Source organism: Bacillus sp. BD48, from assembly GCF_046566805.1.
In the GTDB taxonomy this organism is placed as follows: Bacteria; Bacillota; Bacilli; order Bacillales; family Bacillaceae; genus Bacillus; species Bacillus safensis.
The window spans coordinates 41,074-59,751 of sequence record NZ_JANGFM010000003.1 but is presented as its reverse complement, the minus strand read 5'-3'; the positions used below and the strand labels follow the sequence as shown (position 1 = coordinate 59,751).

Genomic DNA, 18,678 nt, shown 5'->3' with positions numbered 1-18,678 from the left:
AGCCGATGACAGGGTCACCGGCTTTCTTAGCGTCATTAGTCTTGGAGATTAATCCATACACTTTTGACTTCTGTATAGTTGTTAAGGGCATATGATCCCATTTCTCTGCCAAGACCTGATTGCTTATATCCTCCAAACGGGGAGGCGGCATCAAAGACATTATAGCAGTTGACCCAAATCGTTCCTGCTTCAAGACGTGCAGCGATATCATGGGCATGCTTTAAGTTTTCTGTCCAAAGTCCTGCTGCTAATCCATATTCAGACTGGTTGGCCCGTTCGACCACTTCATCAATGGAATCGTAAGGAATGGCAGATAAGACAGGTCCGAAGATTTCTTCTTTGGCAATGGTCATTTCATCTTCTACATCTTTAAAAATAGTAGGGGAGACGAAATAGCCAGCCTCATAAGGGCAATCGCCCCCGACAACGGCTGTTGCCCCTTCGGATTTACCTTTTTCAATATAACCTAATACGCGTTCGTGCTGTTCTTTACTTACAAGAGGTCCAATTTGCGTATCTTGATGAAGACCAGCACCTTGTTTGAGTGATCCTGCATATTTGGCCATTTGATCAACCACTTCATCATATTGGCTCCGGTGAACAAAGACTCTGGAGCCCGCGCAGCATACTTGGCCTTGGTTAAACATGACGCCATTTAAAGCACCTGGAATGGCTTTCTTTAAATCTGCATCTGGCAAAATAATATTCGGTGATTTTCCGCCAAGCTCTAATGTGACTCTCTTAATGGTTTTAGCCGCTTTCTCCATAATTAATTTCCCAACACTTGTTGATCCTGTGAAGGCAAGCTTATTCACGTCAGGATGATCAGTTAAGGCATCTCCGGCTGTTTCACCAAATCCAGGAACGATGTTAATCACGCCTTCTGGGAAGCCGGCCTTGTCCACTAATTCTGCTAAATAAAGAGCAGAAAGTGGCGTTTGTTCTGCTGGTTTTAAAACGATGGTACACCCTGTTGCAAGTGCGGCGCCCATTTTCCACATGGCCATGAGCAGCGGGAAGTTCCATGGGATGATTTGTCCTACAACGCCAACCGGCTCATGGCGGGTATAATTAAAATATCCTTGACTGACAGGAATGGTTTGTCCATTCATTTTGGTCGTCCAGCCCGCATAATAACGCATGTGCTCAATGGCGAGGGGGATATCTGCATTTGTTGTTTCATTAATTGGTTTTCCGTTATCTAAAGTTTCAAGCTGTGCAAGCTCTTCTTGATTTTCTTCCATTAAATCAGCAAGCTTGAACATGAGGCGGGCGCGTTCAGCGGCAGACATGGAGCGCCAAGGACCATGAAAGGCTTTTTTTGCTGCTTTTACTGCCTTATCAATGTCTTTTGCACCTGCTTCATATACATCAATAAGGGTTTCGCCTGTGGCTGGGTTAGGAGTAGAAAAGGTTTTGTTATCGTGACTTGTGACAAACTGACCATTAATGTAGAGTTTTTTCGTCCCTTGGAGAAAAGATTCGAGTTTTGAACTAATTTGAAGTGTTGTAGAGCTCATAAATAAACAAACCTCCTTAAAGATATGGATTGTTTTCTGCGAGTTCTAGGTGGGAAAAGCGGACATGCAACGAAATTGTATACGCACACAGATGTAAACGTATACAATTATCATATTACACGACATGTCTGAAAGCAATCCATAACACTCATTGCATTTCGCGAAAATTTGGCTACAATAAATGTATAGATGAAAAAAGGAGTTTTTAAATCATGATCCATCAAAACTGGCAAACGGCTCAAACGTTAAAACAAGTAAAATGTGTACATACAAACGCGAAAAAATATATGGTCGACCGGGCATTAACGGTTGGAAGTACATATGAAGTGAAAAATGAAACAGAGGAATTCCTGTTTGTCGTTGACAATACGGGTAAAGTAGGCGGTTATTACAAGGAGTATTTTGAAGATATTTCGGCTGAATGATTTCGAGGGTCATCACTCATACTAAGAAAAACAGTAAAGGGTGATGATGATGAAAAAACAGCAAAATGACGAGCAGAAAAATCAACATGCTTGGCATGAACACGAGGACGCTGATATGGCAATTACGCTTGAACAGATTTCCGATGTGTATGCCGAGGGAACGATTGATACACCAAAAGACGAATAGTCATTTAAAAACAGTGATTTGGCATAATCACTGTTTTTTTATTGGAATGATGCAGCATTTTTTCTCGAAAAGAACTGAAACTTTTTTCCTGCTTTAACAGTCTAAATAAGTAGAGGAAAGAGCATCGGATCAAAAAGAAAAAGTTAAATGAAATTTAATCTATTCGTAATGGAATAACAACCATTTATAGCGTATTCTATAAGTGAGAATAAAACGTACCCACAGAGCCGTGTGGCCGTTTTGTCATAAAGGAATTTGATGCAGGAAGAGGGGGTTTACGTGGGTATTTTTTCTGTCAGTAAACAAAATGATAAGAAATTCGAATCCTTATTAATTGAAGGGGAAAGAATTGAGGCTGTTTACAGACTGCGTCACGACCAAATTTGCTTTACCAATAAACGACTGATCTTTGGCGATAACCGCGTATTTTCTAAGAAGAAAGTCAGGGTCTCCTTGCCGTATCGATCAATTGAAAGTTTTGCCATACAAGAAGCTGGCGTGTTTGATCAGGACACAGGTATGCTGCTTGTCACAAGCTCAAAAGTATTTGAACTCGACTTTTCTAAAGAGACGGATTTGAGTGATGTGCAAGCCATTTTGACAAAACATCTTTGCTGATCAATCTTGCGATTACATAGATCATATGCACTTTTCTCATTCTTCGTTCTTATTTTCATAGATCGCACATTGCTAAGCCTTTCCCATCTGATGGGAAGGGCTTTTTTCTGCTTAAGTGTTTGAATGATAGAAAAAAAGGATAAAGATGAAACAGATACGGAAAGGAGAATGAACAATGAAAGTGTTGGTTGCAGGAGCAAATGGACATACAGGTAGACTTGTCATTCGTTATTTAAAAGAAAAAGGACATGAGCCGCTTGCTCTCATTCGAGATGAAAAACAAGCTGATGCGCTAAAAGAACTTGGTGCAGCACCTGTCATCGGTGATCTTGAAAACGATGTGACAGATGCTGTGAAACAAGCAGACGCTGTCATCTTTGCAGCTGGTTCAGGCTCAAAAACAGGTGCAGATAAGACCATTGCGGTCGATCAAGAAGGTGCAAAACGCCTCGTTGATACAGCGAAAAAAGAAAACATCCAGCATTTTGTTATGCTTAGTGCCTATAATGCTGATGATCCGAACCAAGGAAAAGGGCAAGGAAGCATGGAAACTTATTATAAAGCGAAAAGAAAAGCCGATGAGCACTTAAAACAGTCTGGTCTTTCCTATACGATTGTCCGTCCAGGTGCCTTGCTGCATGAGGAGAAGACAGGAAAGATTGAAGCTGCCGAACATATTCCCGATGATCAAAACATCGAGATTTCAAGAGAGGACGTAGCCATTGTTCTTGTGGAAAGCTTAACAGAATCCAATGTGAAAAATAAGTCCTTTGACTTGATGAAAGGCGATAAATCAGTAGAAGAAGCACTTCGCAATCTGTAAGAGAAGAAAGCTGCTGCCAAATAGGCGGCGGTTTTTTTTGATGTTTTCTTTTCCCTTTCAGCGGGAAGGTAATGAGAAAGGAGTGATTGACCGTGGGCTTAACGAAAGAACAACAAGCTGATTTATACGAAAGATTGATTCAATTAAAAGAAGATGTGAAGGGATCAAAAAAGAAAGAAGAATCGATGCTCGTTGAATCGAGTGAGATTTCAAATGGTGTTGGGAATCATATCGCTGATCATGGGAGTATCTATTTAGACCGTATGACAGAACAAACGCTGGATCAAGTCGATGATCAGCTTGAAGGTGAAATCGATGCAGCACTGAAACGAATGGAAGACGGAACATATGGTATATGTGAGAAAACAGGGAAAGAGATCCCATACGAGCGTTTAAAAGCAGTTCCATATACACGGTATTCAATCGATGCAAAGAAAAATGAAGAAACCACTCAAGACCCAAACGAGTTTGACCGTTCATTCTCCGATCAAATGCGAGATTTAACGAATAGAGAAACAATGGATCAGATGCATTCAGATACGTATGAAAGATTAGAGGAAGAGCAGGATGTTGATGTAGATGAGGAAAAATAGGGTCATAAGCGAAGGTTAAATTTTTTCAGAATAATTTTTTCTTATGTACACATGAACAAATAACTTGTATACATGAGTATTTCATAGAAAAAAGATCTCTTGAAATTTAATAAACTTTCGTGTAATATAGTTTAAAGGCTGCGATGCGCGTAATGTTAATTAAGTTTTAACCTTTAAGCTGTAATAGGGAGTTTTATATTGAAGCCGGAATGTCATGCCTCCTTAGCGAGGAAGACAGGAACGTTTCTGCAAACACCCACTTTGAGGAGTGGTGGTTTAAAACTTTCTTACTTAGATTACGGCATCCGCAGCTTTTCCTAGGATCATTCAAGCCATTTTCCATTTCGGAAAATGGCTTTTTATTTTGTGAAAAAACGAAATTGAATAGACAGCCGGAAGAGGTATGAATGTATGTTAAAATAGACAAAACAAAAGACGGAGAGGGAATTGGATGTTAGAACAAGCAGAAGCACTCCTGAAACAATACTTTGGCTTTGACGCCTTTAGGCAGGGACAGAAACAAGCCATTGAATCGATTGTGAACAAACAGAAGGATACCGTCTGCATTATGCCGACAGGTGGGGGGAAATCGGTTTGCTACCAGATTCCTGCCCTGATGATGGAAGGAACAACGATCGTAGTATCCCCGTTAATTTCTTTAATGAAAGATCAAGTCGATGCGCTAAATGAGATGGGCATACGATCATCCTTCTTAAACAGCACACTTTCCGCAGCTGAAATGAATAAAAGGCTGAAAAAATGTGAAGATGGGGAATATCAGCTGCTTTATATCACACCTGAACGTTTACAAAATGAACGTTTTTTTCAGCTGCTTGATCGGTTAACGATCCCTTTAATTGCAATTGATGAAGCGCATTGTATATCTGAGTGGGGGCATGATTTTAGGCCAAGCTACCGCTTTATTCAAGAATGCTTAAATCAGCTCACAAAAAGGCCAGTGATTGTCGCATTAACGGCTACAGCCACGAAAAAGGTTCACCGGGATATATGTGAACAGCTTGGCATGAACGAAGAAGAAACCATTTTTACTGGGTTTGCTAGAGAGAATTTATCTTTTCAGGTGGTCAAAGGAGAAAACAGTGACCGCTTTATCACACATTATATGAAGAAAAATAAGCTTGAGTCCGGCATTATTTATACTGCTACAAGAAAAGAAGCTGAAAACATTTACAATCGGCTAAAGAAGCAAAAGATCAAAGCTGGCATTTATCATGGCGGGTTAGATGATGATGTGAGAGAAGAGCAGCAAAACCTGTTTTTAAATGATGACATCCAGGTTATGGTCGCTACATCTGCATTTGGCATGGGAATTAATAAGTCAAATGTCCGTTTTGTGATTCATCATCAAATTCCGAGGGATATTGAAAGCTACTATCAAGAAGCTGGACGAGCCGGCAGAGATGGGCTCCAAAGTGAATGCATTTTACTGTTTTCGCCGCAGGGCGTACGAATGCAGCGCTTTCTCATTGAACAGTCAACAGAGGATGAAGTGCGTTATCAGCATGAACTGCTTAAACTAAGGCAAATGGTGGATTACTGTCACACTGAGCAATGTCTGCAGCAATTTGTGATGGACTACTTTGATCAAACAGCAAGTACCCCTTGCCAAAAATGCAGCAATTGCCTTGATGAGAGAGAGCGTGAAGAGGTCACTCGAGAAGCACAAATGGTTTTATCGTGTACAGTTAGAATGAACGAGCGCTTTGGAAAAATGATGATTGCTCAAGTACTGGCAGGCTCTAAAAATAAAAAAGTGCTTGACCTCGGTTTCGATCGTCTTCCTACATACGCTTTAATGAAGCAGCAATCAGCCCAGCAAATCAGTGATTTCATTGAATTTTTAATTACAGAAGAGTATTTGCACATGTCTGAAGGGGCTTATCCAACATTAAAAGTGACACATAAAGGAAAGAAAGTGTTAGTTGGACAAGAGGCTGTATATAAAAAGCAGGCAGTGAAAAGAGAGGCGATTCAAGAAAACGATGCATTATTTGAGCAGCTGAGAGCGGTGAGAATGAAGCTAGCGAGAGAGCAGGGCGTTCCGCCATTTGTTGTATTTTCTGATCAAACCTTGAAGGAAATGTCAGCCGTTCAGCCTAAAACAGAAGAAGAACTTCTCCATATTAAGGGAATAGGCGCTCAAAAAAGAGAGAAATACGGGGATGTTTTTTTAGAAGAAATCCGTTTATTTATAGAAAAAGAGAAAAATAAAGAGATTGAAGAAGAAAAATAAATTTTTTTCGCTGCGTTTGGACACGTTTTCATCAGGAAGTTTCTGATCCTTTCAAAACCTTGATATGGCGGGTAATTGAGCTGTTTTGTGGTCTGATTTACCAATGGAGAGAGATGTTTCATGTAAAGGAACTGTAATCTAAAACATATCGTTTTGTTATTGAATTGACATTTACATATGTTACGATAGCACTCGTTAGCCGCCATAAAAAGCTAACAAGGGAGGATTTACTTTATGAAGAAGACTATTATGTCCTTGGTTGCTGTTGCAGCAATCTCAACAACAGCATTTGGAGCACAGCAAGCTTCTGCAAAGGAAATCACTGTGAAGAAAGGTGATACACTTTGGGGAATCTCTCAAAAAAATGATGTGTCTCTAAAGGACCTAAAGGGTTGGAACAATTTATCTACTGACATGATTTATGTAGGTGATAAATTGACAATCTCTTCAAAAGAGAAAACTCAGGAGCAGTATAAAGTCCAGAAGGGGGACAGCCTCTGGAAAATCGCTCAAAAATTCAATGTGTCAATTAGCGATATTAAGTCTTGGAATAACTTAAACTCAGATATAATTATGATTGGTTCAACACTAAGTGTTGCTGGTCAAAGCTCAGCTCCGGTAAGCTCAGAGCCTGTACAAAAACAGGAGCCTGTCCAAAAAGAGCAAACAACACAAAAAGCTGCTCCTAAAAAGGAAGCAACGAAAAAAGCTGCTCCTAAACAGGAAACAGCTAAAGCAGAATCATCTTCTGCTAGTCAAAGTGTACAAAAAGAAATGACTGTAACGGCTACGGCTTATACAGCAAATGATGGTGGCATCTCAGGTATCACTGCAACTGGGGTAAACTTAAACAAAAACCCAAATGCAAAAGTGATTGCAGTAGATCCTAATGTCATTCCATTAGGAAGTAAGGTTTATGTTGAAGGCTACGGTGAAGCCATCGCAGCAGATACTGGCGGCGCAATTAAAGGTAACAAAATTGATGTACATGTACCAAGCAAATCCCAAGCAAAAAATTGGGGCGTAAAATCAGTCAAAGTGAAAGTACTTAACTAGTAACTTATTGTGTTTTGGAAGAAAGCATCAGGTGGCGGCCTGATGCTTTTATTGTACCCTTTTTTTGGTCAAAAAAACACATATTTTTCAGAAAAATTTGCATTTTCGACAAATACCAGCGTATATTCCATCATACACGCTGGTTTTTTGTCGTTAGCTGTCCACCCAATAAATTTCTCCGCTTTGTTCTTTCCAATTGATTTGGACATCAAATTGGTGCTTTTCATAAAAGTGAATCAAGCGGTCCACGTGATTCCAATCTCTTTTGACGAGATCACCTGTAATAACTGGAATGTTCTGCTCTCTTGCAATTTCTTTTAAATGCTTCATACAGATTGAGCCGTACCCGTTATCGGGAGGGCCTTTAATATCAGCAATATGAATCTTTCCTTCTTCAGGATATTCCGCAATTAAGGAAAAATCAGATTGTCCGCGAAAAGCTTTTTCACAATCGCTGAGCATGATTTTACATGTATCAGCACTTTCAATGGCAGAGACAATCATCCATTCATTTTCTTTAGCCTGATCAATGCCAATGATCTTTGCTTTTTTCGAAATATCTTTCATATTTTCTTGCATTCGATACATTTGGAACTGCAATTGCTGTAATTCTTGCTCTAACGTCTTCACATCTTTGGGTGTTTCCTGTAAGATTGACAAGTCCATTACTCCTTTCATATAAGAAATGATAAAAATCACATAAATTCCAATTTTAAAGGAAGTGGATGGATCTTTCAAGCCGTTAGAATGCCGATCTTCGGCAAGTTTGTCTAAAATTCGACGAAGACAGCGAATTCATTGACTTTATAGAGAAAGTTAAATAACATACTCTTAGTCGGAACTAATAAAGAGAGGTTTTCAAACATGAACGAACAGAATCAAAAACCGAAAAATTTCACCGGCATTGTTGTCATTTTAACAATTGCCATAAACGGCTTAATCGCTTTATTATTTTTAATGCCAAAAACAGATAAATTTAGTCATCTGGATATTACATTTCTGCCGTTACTAAATGCCGTGATGAACAGCTTTACGTTTATCTTCTTACTTTCAGCACTCATTATGATTAAACAAAAGAACATTAAAGCACATAGACGATTTATCTTTGCTGCATTTTCAACAACACTTGTCTTTTTAATTTCGTATGTGACGTATCATTCAATGGCAGCTGATACACACTTCGGAGGAGAAGGGATCATCCGTCCAATTTACTTCTTTATTTTGATTACACATATTGTGCTCTCAGCTATTATTGTACCGCTTGCTCTGATTACACTATTTAGAGGCGCACAGATGCAGGTCGAGCGTCACCGTAAAATTGCCCGCTGGACGATGCCGCTTTGGCTCTATGTTAGTCTCACTGGCGTCATTGTATATATCATGATTTCTCCATATTACAGCTAACGTATGTCCAACTGGACATACGTTCTTTTATTTACAAGATGAAGTGCTTTGGATAAAATGGGAATTGGGTATCCGACTTGCACGGTATCTTCCCATCTATAGATTCGCATCATTTCTGGCCGTTTGCTCGTTTGGAGATCAACAATTGGACGAAACGGGGGTTATATGATGACTGAACAATTGCAGTATAAACCGGGGCTTGAAGACATTGTGGCAAGCGAAACGTCCATATCATACTTAGATGTGGAGCAAGAGGAAATTGTGATTCGCGGGTACGACCTCATTGAGCTAGCTCAAAACAAGACATATTTAGAAACAGCCTATCTGCTTATTTATGGAAGATTACCAGATAAGATGGAATATCACCAATTTCAGCAAGATATATCCTCACAAACCAGCTTACATCCAACTATTCAAACCATTTTAACTACGCTGCCCAAAACCACTCACCCTATGGATGCGATGAGAACGTGCTTATCTGCTCTTGCAGGGTATGATGACGCATTACATGATCGATCTGAAGCGTGCCAAGTAAGGCGTGCAGTTCGATTGTTAGGCCAGCTGCCGGCCATTGTTGCTGGAAGCTATTATATTCTCACAAAAGACGCCGCTATTTCTCCAGATCAGACCAAATCCTACACTGAAAACTTTTTATCCATGCTAACAGGACGCACCCCGACACAAGACGAAATTACCGCTTTTGACCAAACACTCACATTATATAGCGAACATGAGCTGCCGAATTCAACGTTTGCGGCTAGAGTAATTGCATCCACGCATTCTGACATGTATGGTGCTTTTACTGGAGCGATCTCTTCATTAAAAGGTGACCTCCACGGAGGAGCAAATGAAGCTGTCATGCACATGCTTCTTGAAGGAAAAACAACAGAAGGATTCCTTGCGCTCATTGAACGAAAATTAGCCGCAAAAGAAAAAATGATGGGCTTTGGCCACAGGGTATACATGAGAAAAATGGACCCACGAGCTGCTCTTTTAAAACGTTCATTGAAAACGCTTACGGAATCGAAAGGAGATACAACACTATATGACATGTGTGTAGCAGGAGAGGCATACATGAAAGAGCAGAAAAACCTTTATCCGAATCTTGATTATTATGCCGCACCTATTTATTACGTGCTCGGAATTCCTATTTCACTTTATACACCCATTTTCTTTGCTGCAAGAGCTAGCGGATTAGCCGCACATGTGATTGAACAGCATTTGCATAATCGCATTTTTAGACCGAGAGTCCGGTATTTAGGGCCAAGAGGATTAAAGGTATCAAATGATGATGGAAAAACGGGGGAATGAACATGAACAAAACAGCAGTCGCCAATCAAACAGACCAGCTATTAGAAGAAATCGCGGCCTATGCAGTAGACGGAGAAATTACGAGCAAGGAAGCCATTGAAACTGCGCGTTATGTGCTCATAGACACGCTTGGGTGCGGAATGCTGGCTCTTAATTTTCCAGAATGTACGAAGCACCTTGGACCTATCGTACCTGGAACTGTTGTGCCTAACGGAGCAAGAGTTCCCGGCACTTCGTTTGTGCTAGATCCTGTTCAAGCGGCTTTTGATATTGGCTGTATGATTCGCTGGTTAGATTATAATGACACGTGGCTTGCACAGGAGTGGGGGCATCCGTCAGATAACTTAGGCGGAATATTAGCTGTAAGTGATTATATCAGCAGAACTCGCCTTGCAAACGGAGAAGAGCCGCTAACGATGAATGACGTACTGCATGCAATCGTCAAGGCACATGAAATTCAAGGTGTGCTCGCTTTAGAAAATTGTCTGAATCGAAATGGATTGGACCATGTGTTATTTGTCAAAGTGGCAACAAGTGCGGTTGTATGTGCAATGCTAGGCGGAACAAAGGAAGAGGTTCAGCATGTTTTATCACAAGCGTTTGTTGATAATTCCCCTCTTAGGACATATCGCCACGCCCCAAACACAGGATCGAGGAAATCATGGGCAGCAGGAGACGCCACAAGCCGCGGTGTGAGACTGGCAATGATGACTCGTAAAGGGGAAATGGGCTATCAAACGCCGCTTAGTGCAGAAAAGTGGGGCTTTGAAGATGTTCTTATGAAAGGAAAACCGCTTACGCTCGCCCAGCCCCTTGGATCATACGTCATAGAAAATGTTCTTTTCAAAATTGCTTATCCTGCTGAGTTTCATGCACAGACTGCTGCAGAGGCGGCTGTGATGCTGCATGACGCTGTAAAAGATCGTTTAGATGAAATTGACCGGGTAGAGATTACGACACATGAGTCAGCGATTCGGATTATTGATAAGAAAGGGCCGCTTTATAATCCGGCAGACCGTGATCATTGCTTGCAGTATATTACAGCCATAGGACTGATTTATGGTGAACTGACAGCTGACCATTATGAAGAAGAAACGGCGCAAAATCCGGTCATTGATCGTCTTCGTGATCAAATGGTTGTGAAAGAGGATAAACGTTACACAGAGGATTATTTAGATCCGAAAAAGAGATCGATTGCAAACTGTGTACAAATCTTCTTTAAAGACGGGACAATGACAGACCGAATTGAAATTGAATACCCGCTTGGTCATCGAAGAAGAAGACAGGAAGGCATTCCGCTCCTTGAAAAGAAATGGGTCTATCATTTAAAGACAAGATTTCCACAAAAACAAGTGGATCAAATTGTGTCACTCTGCCAAAATCCAAATCAATTAAAAACAACAACAGTACCAGTATTTATGGACTTATTCGTCATATAAGGGGGAGCTAGCGTGTGGATCGTGAATGAAGAAACAAGTCAGGCTGATTTAGCCGCAGCTTTTAAAAAACAAATGAACAAATCAGCTTTATTTCAAATTCCAGGCGTTCACGATGGAATGTCTGCGCTCTATGCGAAAAAAATGGGCTTTCAAGGGCTCTATTTATCAGGTGCCGCTTTTTGTGCCAGCAAAGGACTGCCAGACCTCGGCATGATCCATTCAACAGAAATGGCAGAAAAAGCGAAGGAGATTATTCGAGCTTCCCAGCTGCCGCTTTTGGTCGATATGGACACAGGTTATGGCGGTGTTTTAAATGCAGCAAGAGCGGCAAAAGAAATGGTTGAGAGCAAGGTGGCAGCTGTTCAAATTGAAGATCAGCAAATGCCGAAAAAATGCGGGCATTTAAACGGGAAATCACTCGTTCCAGTAGAAGAAATGGTCGCAAAAATTAAAGCCATTAAACAAGCGGCACCAACGCTACTGGTCATTGCGAGAACTGATGCAAAGTCCGTAAATGGGATGGACGATGTCATTCGACGGGCCAATCTGTACGTAGAAGCAGGAGCTGACGCTATTTTTCCTGAGGCGCTCATCACAGCAGAGGACTTCACGCATGCGTCAAACTCTATTAAAGGTCCGCTCCTTGCAAACATGACGGAGTTTGGTAAGACGCCTTATTATCATGCAGACGAATTTTCTATGTTTGGCTTTCAAATGGTCATTTACCCTGTATCATCACTCAGAGTTGCTGCGAAAGCATATGAGCGTTTATTTACAGAAATCATGGAAAAGGGAACGCAGCAGGGGATACTGGAGGATATGCAAACGAGAAAAGAGCTGTATGAAACGATTCATTATGATGAATATGAGGAAATGGATCAGCATTTAGCGAAAACGATCCTGCCGGAAATTGGGAAAGAACAGCGATAAAATGAAAAGCACTTCCGTCAAGGAAGTGCTTTTTTTACGATGATGGTGAGGATGAAGAAGCCAATTTCATCTTTTCTTCAACTGTTTTCGTTTTTTCTTTTACTTTTTCAGCGTAAGTGAAATCACCGTAGCAATACGGATAGCGGAAGTTATCTTTGTTGCCGCCGCACGTATAGACCTTGGGGTTTCGTTTCACTTGCTTTTTGGAGTATTGCTTTGCCAATTTCTCGGAATGTTTTCCCCCGTTTTTTGCAACAAAATCAATATAGCCGATTCCCATGTTATAGCTTTGAATAATGGTTTCCAAATCAACGCCTTTTTTCTTCCCATGCTTGTACATAGTCGAAAAATGATGGACTCCTTGTTTAATGCTTTTCTGAGGGTCATCGATTTCATTTCGTTTCAAACCAAGAGATTCAGAGGACTGCATTGGATCTCCGCCTCTGCCTTTTGATTCTTGATACATCATACCGAGGATTAACGCGGTATACTGATCTAAATCTTGATCTCTTAACTCTGTTTCTACAAGCGGTTTGTAATCATCCAATCTCGACAAAACAATTGATTCCGTATCAATCGGCAGCTTTTTTAACTCCTTTTGATTAAAGGAGATGGCAATGGCTGCTAATACGAAAACAAAGAGAAAAATCGTGAAACAGCCTGAAATGGCAAAACATCCTGTTTTTTTCTTTTTCAAGGTCAGTTCACCCCTGTTTTGCCCCGCTTTTAAAAGGGAAGTACAGCCTTTATATTATGCCATATCCTGTGCAGGATACCAAGTGAAAACCTTATAATCAATCATACCCAAACGTAAATTCAGGTCGTGTTTTCAGCCTGAAGCAGAAATAAACAAAACCGATAATCAGCCAAATCATGCCAATGATTAATGCATTTGTGCTGATGCTCGTTAACAGCCAAATACAAAACGCCGTCCCGCATAGAGGGATCACTGCATATCTCAATGTATTCAGGACACCTCTTTGTTTTTGTCTGACGAAAAAGTACGCAAAAACAGACAAATTCACAAAGGTAAATCCAATTAACGCGCCGAAGCTGATAAAGGAATAAATGACTTCAAGTTCGCCAACGACTGCGGTTAAGGAGAAAGCTCCGATTAATAAAATATTAAAAACAGGGGTTTTTAATCTCGGATGAATATACCCGAAGAAACGCTTCGGTAACGATTGATCTCTTCCCATTGCATATAAAAGCCTTGCTGCACTTGCATGTGACGATAAGGAGGAAGAAATGACAGCGACCATTGTGCCAGCTAAAAAGAACGAGTGGAGAAAGGCGCCGCCCACAAATTCCGCAATTTCAAGTGAGGCTGCATCAGGATGCTTGAACTGCTGAAAATTTGGAAACACCTGCTGCAAAAAATAAGACGTCAAAGTAAACAGTACGCCTCCAATCGCAACTGTTAAGAAAATGGCAAGCGGAATCGTCTTTTTGGGTTTAATGGTTTCCTCAGACATCGTCGAAATGGCATCAAATCCTAGAAAGGAGAAACATAAAATGGTCGCTCCTGAAAAAATAAGCGCTGGATCTAAGCTCGCTGAATAAAAAGGCCGGGCTGACAATAACTCTCCACTGCCAGCGTTTTGCGTGAGTCCATAAATAACAAACCCAACAAAGGTGACAGCGACAATGACCTGGAACGTCACAAATAGCGCCGTAATGTTGGCTGTAAGCCGAATACCGATTACATTGACAGTCGTTATGGCGATAGCAAGTATGATGATCCAAATGTAATGAGGTACATCAGGAAAGGCTGCGGTTAAATAAGCACTTCCGATCGCAAAATTCACCATAGGCAGAAATAAATAATCCAGTAAAAGTGTCCAGCCCACAAGGAAGCCGACATGAGGATGAATACTTTTTTGCGCATATGTATAAGCAGATCCTGCTTTTGGAAAAGCCTTCACCATATTCCCATAGCTAAGCGCTGTCAATAGTAATGCAAGTAACGTAAATATATAAGCAGCAGCTACGTGTCCTTTCGTCAGCTGAGCAACAATGCCGTATGAATCAAATACGACAAGTGGATCCATATAAGCAAGCCCGATCACAACAAGTGGAAAGACAGTCAGGCTGCGTTTTAGTCTTGGCTCTTCAATCAATTTGCCTATCAGCTCCTCTAAAAAAATGAATAAATAATGCTCATTTTAAAAAGAATGCTACCAAGTGTCAATGCTATTTGAATAAATCTTTTTTCTAAAGTGTGCCCGCTTTGCACGCCGCACGTTTTGGTATATGATGATACATAGAATAAGTCGTGATTTGACTAACAAGAAAGGTGAAGCGAAATGAAGGAAGAACTGAATACAAATCAAGAACAGGAACGGATGGAGCTGGATGAAGAAAGTTTATTTCTTGTCTCCCAAACTTTTAAAGCCTTATCTGATCCGACACGTATTCGTATTCTGCACCTGCTGTCTCAAGGTGAATACTCGGTAAATGATATCGCAGAAACGCTGAATCTCATGCAATCAACTGTTTCTCATCAGCTGCGTTTTTTAAAAAATCTTCGTCTCGTGAAATCTAGACGAGCAGGGACATCGATTTTTTACAGCCCTGAAGATCAGCATGTGATGGAAGTACTTGAACAAATGATTCATCATGCGCAGCATGACTAATAAAAACCTTCCTACTCATATAGGAAGGTTTTTACGCATGATGCGTATGTGCTGTTCGTTTACCTGCTTTCATCATTTGATAAGAAAAAACAACATAGTAAGCAGCTAACAGAAAAAAGCTGAGCATGGTCAGGGCATCATCACTCACAATATGCTGATACAGTTCAACGACACCAATTTTTGTGAGCGAATGGTTCGTCAGCTCACCCAGCTTAAAACTAAGTCTAGATAAAAATAAGCATAAAATGAAGCTTTCAATCCATTTACTCGTTTTCACATAAAGACGGCCACTTTCTTCTTTCATGCGGATCGTCTCGTAGGCATGAATGGCCAGACTGCTTCCAAAGAGCATACCAATAGCGGCGTAGATGAAAATGCTGTGATTTTGCCAGCCTTCTAATAAGAGAATAAGGGCAGTGAGTCCAAATACATACATTCTCATCAAAAGACTGATCGGGCGCACAAGCTGATAGCGTCTCATTCGATTCATTCGAAAGATGACGCAGATCAGCATAATGCTCCCAATGATGAATAACTGCCACACGTGATGTGTCATGATGCAACCTCCTCCTGCATGTGCAGGGATGTAAACGATGCTGGCTGTTCCTTATCTTTACCATTCTTTCTTTTTTTATCAAATCAAAACCTACATTTATGAAAAAGAGGAAAAGTCATGAAAATTGATCGTATTTTGTCTATTGTGATGCTGCTCATTAGTAAGAAGCAAGTACAAGCGAAGGACCTCGCTGAACTTCACGAAGTGAGTGTGAGGACGATTTATCGCGATATTGAGACCATCAATCAAGCCGGGATTCCTGTTGTGACAACACAAGGAGCAGGCGGGGGCATTTCGCTTGTTGACGACTATCGTTTAGAGAAAAAATTATTTACCGATGATGACATTGAGCTTATTTTAACTGCCCTTGAAAGCATGACGAGTGCATACTCCTTTAAAGAAAGCGAACATGTGCTGAAAAAAATCAAATCTCTCATTCCGCCAAATATTGATGAAAGCGAGAAACAGCACCATGTCTTTATTGATTTAAGCTCATGGGGGAAAGACAGCCAGGCAGAGAAGAAACTCCAGCTGATCCATACAGCTGCCTCCGCGCAACAATACATTCAGTTTACCTATCGCAATGCGAAAGGTGAAATACTTCCACGGAAAGTGGAGCCTTATACGCTTGTCTTAAAAGGAAGGCATTGGTATTTGTATGCGTTTTGTTGTGTGAAAAATGCTTTTCGTCTGTTCAAGCTGACCAGAATGACAGACCTCATCACCATTTCAGCATATTTCAGGCCGAAAAGAATCAAAAATGAAGAGAAGCCTTGGAATGACTCTTGGCATGAAGAACCTTCAGTCACAACGCTCACGCTCAGGTTAACGGAAGCATCAGTTGGTAAAGTGAAGGAATGGGTGGATGAGAACGAATTGATCGTATGTTCAGACGGAACCTATCTGGCAGCAATGACTGTGCCGCAAGACGATTGGCTGCACAGTTTCCTATTCCATTTAGGACCGGACGTCGACATTCTTTCACCGCAGCATATCAAGGAAGCATTTGATCTCCAATTAAAACAATTTATGAAGCGATTAGGAACTTGACACACAGTTGTCAGGTTTCTTTTTATATGATGGGAGAAAAGGAGATGAGAATGTATGTACGATATCGTAACATTAGAGAAACAATGGATCAAAGGGTTGTCTGTTCGCACAACAAACGAAATAGAGAAAACAAAAGAGCGGAAGATTGCACCGCTCTGGCAGGAATTTTTTGCGCAGCAGCTTCATGGGGGACAAGCCCCAGTCATAGGGCTGTATTCAGATTATGAAAAAGATGAACATGGTTCTTATTTATTTACAGCTGGAGAGTTCGCGGATCAGCAGATCGAACATGTAAAAGAGATTCCTGCGTCTGCCTACGCAAGATTTCAAACGAGAAAAGGACCGATTGAAGAGGTCGTGCTTGAAACATGGCACAAGATTTGGACGTGGAATCAGCGCCAATTCCGCACTTATACAGGTGATTTTGAATGGTATGATGAAAGATCTATTGATCCAAAAGAAGCGCAAATTGATATTTATATCGCGGTTGATGAAAAAATGTTTGCTAAAACTAATGATATTAGTTAATATAAAACTAACGATATTAGTTTTAGGAGGACAATCATGAGAATAACAACTTTTGACCACCTGCACCAGCTCACATTGATGCCGCTACTATTTCCGGTAAATTGCTATGTATTTGAGGAAGAGGAAGGACTCATCTTAATTGATGCTGCTTTAAAAATAGCGGCGAACTCGATCATCGAATTTGCCCGTAAAAAGAACAAACCAATTCATAAGATTATTCTCACTCATAGTCATATGGATCATATCGGCGCATTAGATGAGGTGAAGAAGGCTTTTCCCGAGGCAGTCGTCTATTTATCAAAACGTGATGCACGCCTTTTTGAAGGTGACTTTTCGTTGCTCCCTGGTGAACCCCAGCAAAAAATCAAAGGCAGTTTTATTAAAAATATTCATACAAAACCAGATGTGCTTGTCGAAGAAGGAGATGAGATTGAGCCGTTCAAAGTAATTGCAACACCAGGGCATACACCTGGCAGCATTTCTTTATACGATGAAAGGTCAGGAGTTGTCATTGCAGGGGATGCACTTGTGACAAAAGGCGGCTTATCGGTAACGGGTGAGTTTCGGTGGAGCTTCCCGTTCCCTGCTTTTGCCACATGGGATGCAGAAACCGCACTAAAAAGCGCTGAAAAGTTACTGACACTGCGCATATCCTGTCTTGCTCCCGGACATGGTGACCTTATCATAGAGCCTCATGAAAAGCTTCAAGCCGCCGTTAGAAAAAGACAGCACCAACTAAAGAAAGAGGTGCAGTAAACCGTGTCTCCAAGAATGGGAATTACACAAGAAAAAATTATGGATACAGCGGCTGCATTTGTTGATGAAGAGGGCTTCTCCGCTTTGACCATTGCTACATTGTCTAAAAGGCTGAATATCAGGCCGCCTTCTCTTTACAATCACGTAGCCGGCCTTCATGAGATTCAGGCAGCACTCGCAGTAAAGGGGCTCTCCATGCTTTGTGAGGAAGGGATGCAAGTCACAGAGGGGCTAGAAAAAGAAGAAGCTGTTTTAGCCTTTGCCAGACAATATGTGCAATTTGTCCGAGAACACCCCGGTCTTTATGAAGCTGCCTTTTCACATATGAACGAAAAAGAAGTACGTATTGCAGCAGAGCGCCTTGTTCAGTTTGTCCAATCCATTATGTCACGCTTTGGTGTAAAGGAAGAGGAAATGACGCATGTCGTCAGAGGACTGAGAAGCTTACTGCACGGCTTCGGTGATATTTCTAATAAAAAGGGATTTCAACGAAAAGAACAGCTTGAAGAAAGTGTGAGTTATGCGGTTCGGCTCTATATCACAGGTGTATTGCAAAAAGAAGATCTGTCTATTTGACAGGTCTTTTTTTTAC

General features: G+C 41.0%; 21 protein-coding genes and 1 other RNA gene. 17 read left to right on the top strand and 5 right to left on the bottom strand.

The window, feature by feature from the left end:
• Positions 1-35: 35 nt before the first annotated feature.
• A complete protein-coding gene (locus tag ACLGGR_RS10150; protein ID WP_410973028.1) occupies positions 36-1,520 on the bottom strand; it encodes an aldehyde dehydrogenase family protein in 1,485 nt (494 codons plus the stop codon).
• 212 nt (positions 1,521-1,732) lie between these two features.
• Between ACLGGR_RS10150 and ACLGGR_RS10145 the strand changes: the two genes are divergently transcribed.
• From ACLGGR_RS10145 to ACLGGR_RS10110, 8 genes are all read left to right on the top strand, one after another.
• Positions 1,733-1,945: a DUF6501 family protein gene (locus ACLGGR_RS10145; RefSeq protein WP_024422683.1), complete on the top strand. Its 213-nt coding sequence runs from the start codon at positions 1,733-1,735 to the stop codon at positions 1,943-1,945.
• Positions 1,946-1,994: 49 nt separating this feature from the next.
• Positions 1,995-2,132, top strand: coding sequence for a DUF4025 domain-containing protein (locus ACLGGR_RS10140; RefSeq protein ID WP_080769829.1), 138 nt, complete (start codon positions 1,995-1,997; stop codon positions 2,130-2,132).
• Positions 2,133-2,411: 279 nt separating this feature from the next.
• Positions 2,412-2,750: a PH domain-containing protein gene (locus ACLGGR_RS10135; RefSeq protein WP_024422682.1), complete on the top strand. Its 339-nt coding sequence runs from the start codon at positions 2,412-2,414 to the stop codon at positions 2,748-2,750.
• A gap of 175 nt (positions 2,751-2,925) precedes the next feature.
• Entirely contained in the window at positions 2,926-3,573 is a 648-nt protein-coding gene (locus ACLGGR_RS10130) for an SDR family oxidoreductase (protein ID WP_410973027.1), read from the top strand.
• 92 nt (positions 3,574-3,665) lie between these two features.
• The gene (locus ACLGGR_RS10125) at positions 3,666-4,166 is read left to right on the top strand and encodes a TraR/DksA family transcriptional regulator (RefSeq protein WP_034280603.1); all 501 of its coding nucleotides are present in this window, start codon (positions 3,666-3,668) and stop codon (positions 4,164-4,166) included.
• Between the two features lie 132 nt (positions 4,167-4,298).
• Positions 4,299-4,484: non-coding RNA, 6S RNA (gene ssrS / locus ACLGGR_RS10120), on the top strand.
• 133 nt (positions 4,485-4,617) lie between these two features.
• Complete coding sequence (gene recQ / locus ACLGGR_RS10115) at positions 4,618-6,420, top strand: DNA helicase RecQ (protein WP_142945785.1); 1,803 nt, start codon at positions 4,618-4,620, stop codon at positions 6,418-6,420.
• A gap of 234 nt (positions 6,421-6,654) precedes the next feature.
• The gene (locus tag ACLGGR_RS10110) at positions 6,655-7,476 is read left to right on the top strand and encodes a LysM peptidoglycan-binding and 3D domain-containing protein (RefSeq protein ID WP_323650662.1); all 822 of its coding nucleotides are present in this window, start codon (positions 6,655-6,657) and stop codon (positions 7,474-7,476) included.
• Between the two features lie 153 nt (positions 7,477-7,629).
• On the opposite strand, the gene ACLGGR_RS10105 is transcribed toward ACLGGR_RS10110, so the two are convergent.
• Positions 7,630-8,142, bottom strand: a complete 513-nt coding sequence (locus tag ACLGGR_RS10105) for a GNAT family N-acetyltransferase (protein WP_251216686.1) — start codon at positions 8,140-8,142, stop codon at positions 7,630-7,632.
• Between the two features lie 198 nt (positions 8,143-8,340).
• Between ACLGGR_RS10105 and ACLGGR_RS10100 the strand changes: the two genes are divergently transcribed.
• From ACLGGR_RS10100 to prpB, 4 genes are all read left to right on the top strand, one after another.
• Positions 8,341-8,880 (top strand): DUF420 domain-containing protein, encoded by a 540-nt coding sequence (locus tag ACLGGR_RS10100; RefSeq protein WP_024422676.1) that lies wholly within the window; start codon positions 8,341-8,343, stop codon positions 8,878-8,880.
• Positions 8,881-9,048: 168 nt separating this feature from the next.
• The gene (gene mmgD / locus ACLGGR_RS10095) at positions 9,049-10,191 is read left to right on the top strand and encodes a citrate synthase (RefSeq protein WP_410973026.1); all 1,143 of its coding nucleotides are present in this window, start codon (positions 9,049-9,051) and stop codon (positions 10,189-10,191) included.
• A 2-nt stretch (positions 10,192-10,193) separates the two neighbouring features.
• A complete protein-coding gene (locus tag ACLGGR_RS10090; RefSeq protein WP_410973025.1) occupies positions 10,194-11,630 on the top strand; it encodes a bifunctional 2-methylcitrate dehydratase/aconitate hydratase in 1,437 nt (478 codons plus the stop codon).
• Between the two features lie 12 nt (positions 11,631-11,642).
• Positions 11,643-12,560 (top strand): methylisocitrate lyase, encoded by a 918-nt coding sequence (gene prpB, locus ACLGGR_RS10085; RefSeq protein WP_410973024.1) that lies wholly within the window; start codon positions 11,643-11,645, stop codon positions 12,558-12,560.
• Between the two features lie 34 nt (positions 12,561-12,594).
• Here prpB and ACLGGR_RS10080 read toward each other — a convergent pair whose 3' ends face one another.
• Together ACLGGR_RS10080 and ACLGGR_RS10075 are read right to left on the bottom strand one after the other, a co-directional pair.
• Positions 12,595-13,257, bottom strand: coding sequence for a lysozyme family protein (locus ACLGGR_RS10080; RefSeq protein ID WP_142945778.1), 663 nt, complete (start codon positions 13,255-13,257; stop codon positions 12,595-12,597).
• Positions 13,258-13,354: 97 nt separating this feature from the next.
• Entirely contained in the window at positions 13,355-14,680 is a 1,326-nt protein-coding gene (locus ACLGGR_RS10075) for an APC family permease (RefSeq protein ID WP_410973023.1), read from the bottom strand.
• A 186-nt stretch (positions 14,681-14,866) separates the two neighbouring features.
• Here ACLGGR_RS10075 and czrA point away from each other — a divergent pair, with 186 nt between their 5' ends.
• Positions 14,867-15,196: a Zn(II)-responsive metalloregulatory transcriptional repressor CzrA gene (gene czrA / locus ACLGGR_RS10070; RefSeq protein ID WP_024422670.1), complete on the top strand. Its 330-nt coding sequence runs from the start codon at positions 14,867-14,869 to the stop codon at positions 15,194-15,196.
• Positions 15,197-15,227: 31 nt separating this feature from the next.
• Here the strand turns inward: czrA and ACLGGR_RS10065 are convergent, their stop codons facing one another.
• Entirely contained in the window at positions 15,228-15,752 is a 525-nt protein-coding gene (locus ACLGGR_RS10065; protein ID WP_120208079.1) for a CcdC protein domain-containing protein, read from the bottom strand.
• A gap of 117 nt (positions 15,753-15,869) precedes the next feature.
• On the opposite strand from ACLGGR_RS10065, the gene ACLGGR_RS10060 reads away from it, so the two are divergent.
• The 4 genes from ACLGGR_RS10060 to ACLGGR_RS10045 are packed head-to-tail and all read left to right on the top strand — an operon-like array spanning position 15,870 to position 18,662.
• Positions 15,870-16,802 (top strand): helix-turn-helix transcriptional regulator, encoded by a 933-nt coding sequence (locus ACLGGR_RS10060; RefSeq protein WP_410973022.1) that lies wholly within the window; start codon positions 15,870-15,872, stop codon positions 16,800-16,802.
• Positions 16,803-16,856: 54 nt separating this feature from the next.
• Complete coding sequence (locus ACLGGR_RS10055) at positions 16,857-17,330, top strand: GyrI-like domain-containing protein (RefSeq protein ID WP_142945775.1); 474 nt, start codon at positions 16,857-16,859, stop codon at positions 17,328-17,330.
• 36 nt (positions 17,331-17,366) lie between these two features.
• Complete coding sequence (locus tag ACLGGR_RS10050) at positions 17,367-18,086, top strand: MBL fold metallo-hydrolase (protein ID WP_410973021.1); 720 nt, start codon at positions 17,367-17,369, stop codon at positions 18,084-18,086.
• 3 nt (positions 18,087-18,089) lie between these two features.
• Positions 18,090-18,662, top strand: a complete 573-nt coding sequence (locus ACLGGR_RS10045; RefSeq protein ID WP_410973020.1) for a TetR/AcrR family transcriptional regulator — start codon at positions 18,090-18,092, stop codon at positions 18,660-18,662.
• Positions 18,663-18,678 lie beyond the last annotated feature (16 nt).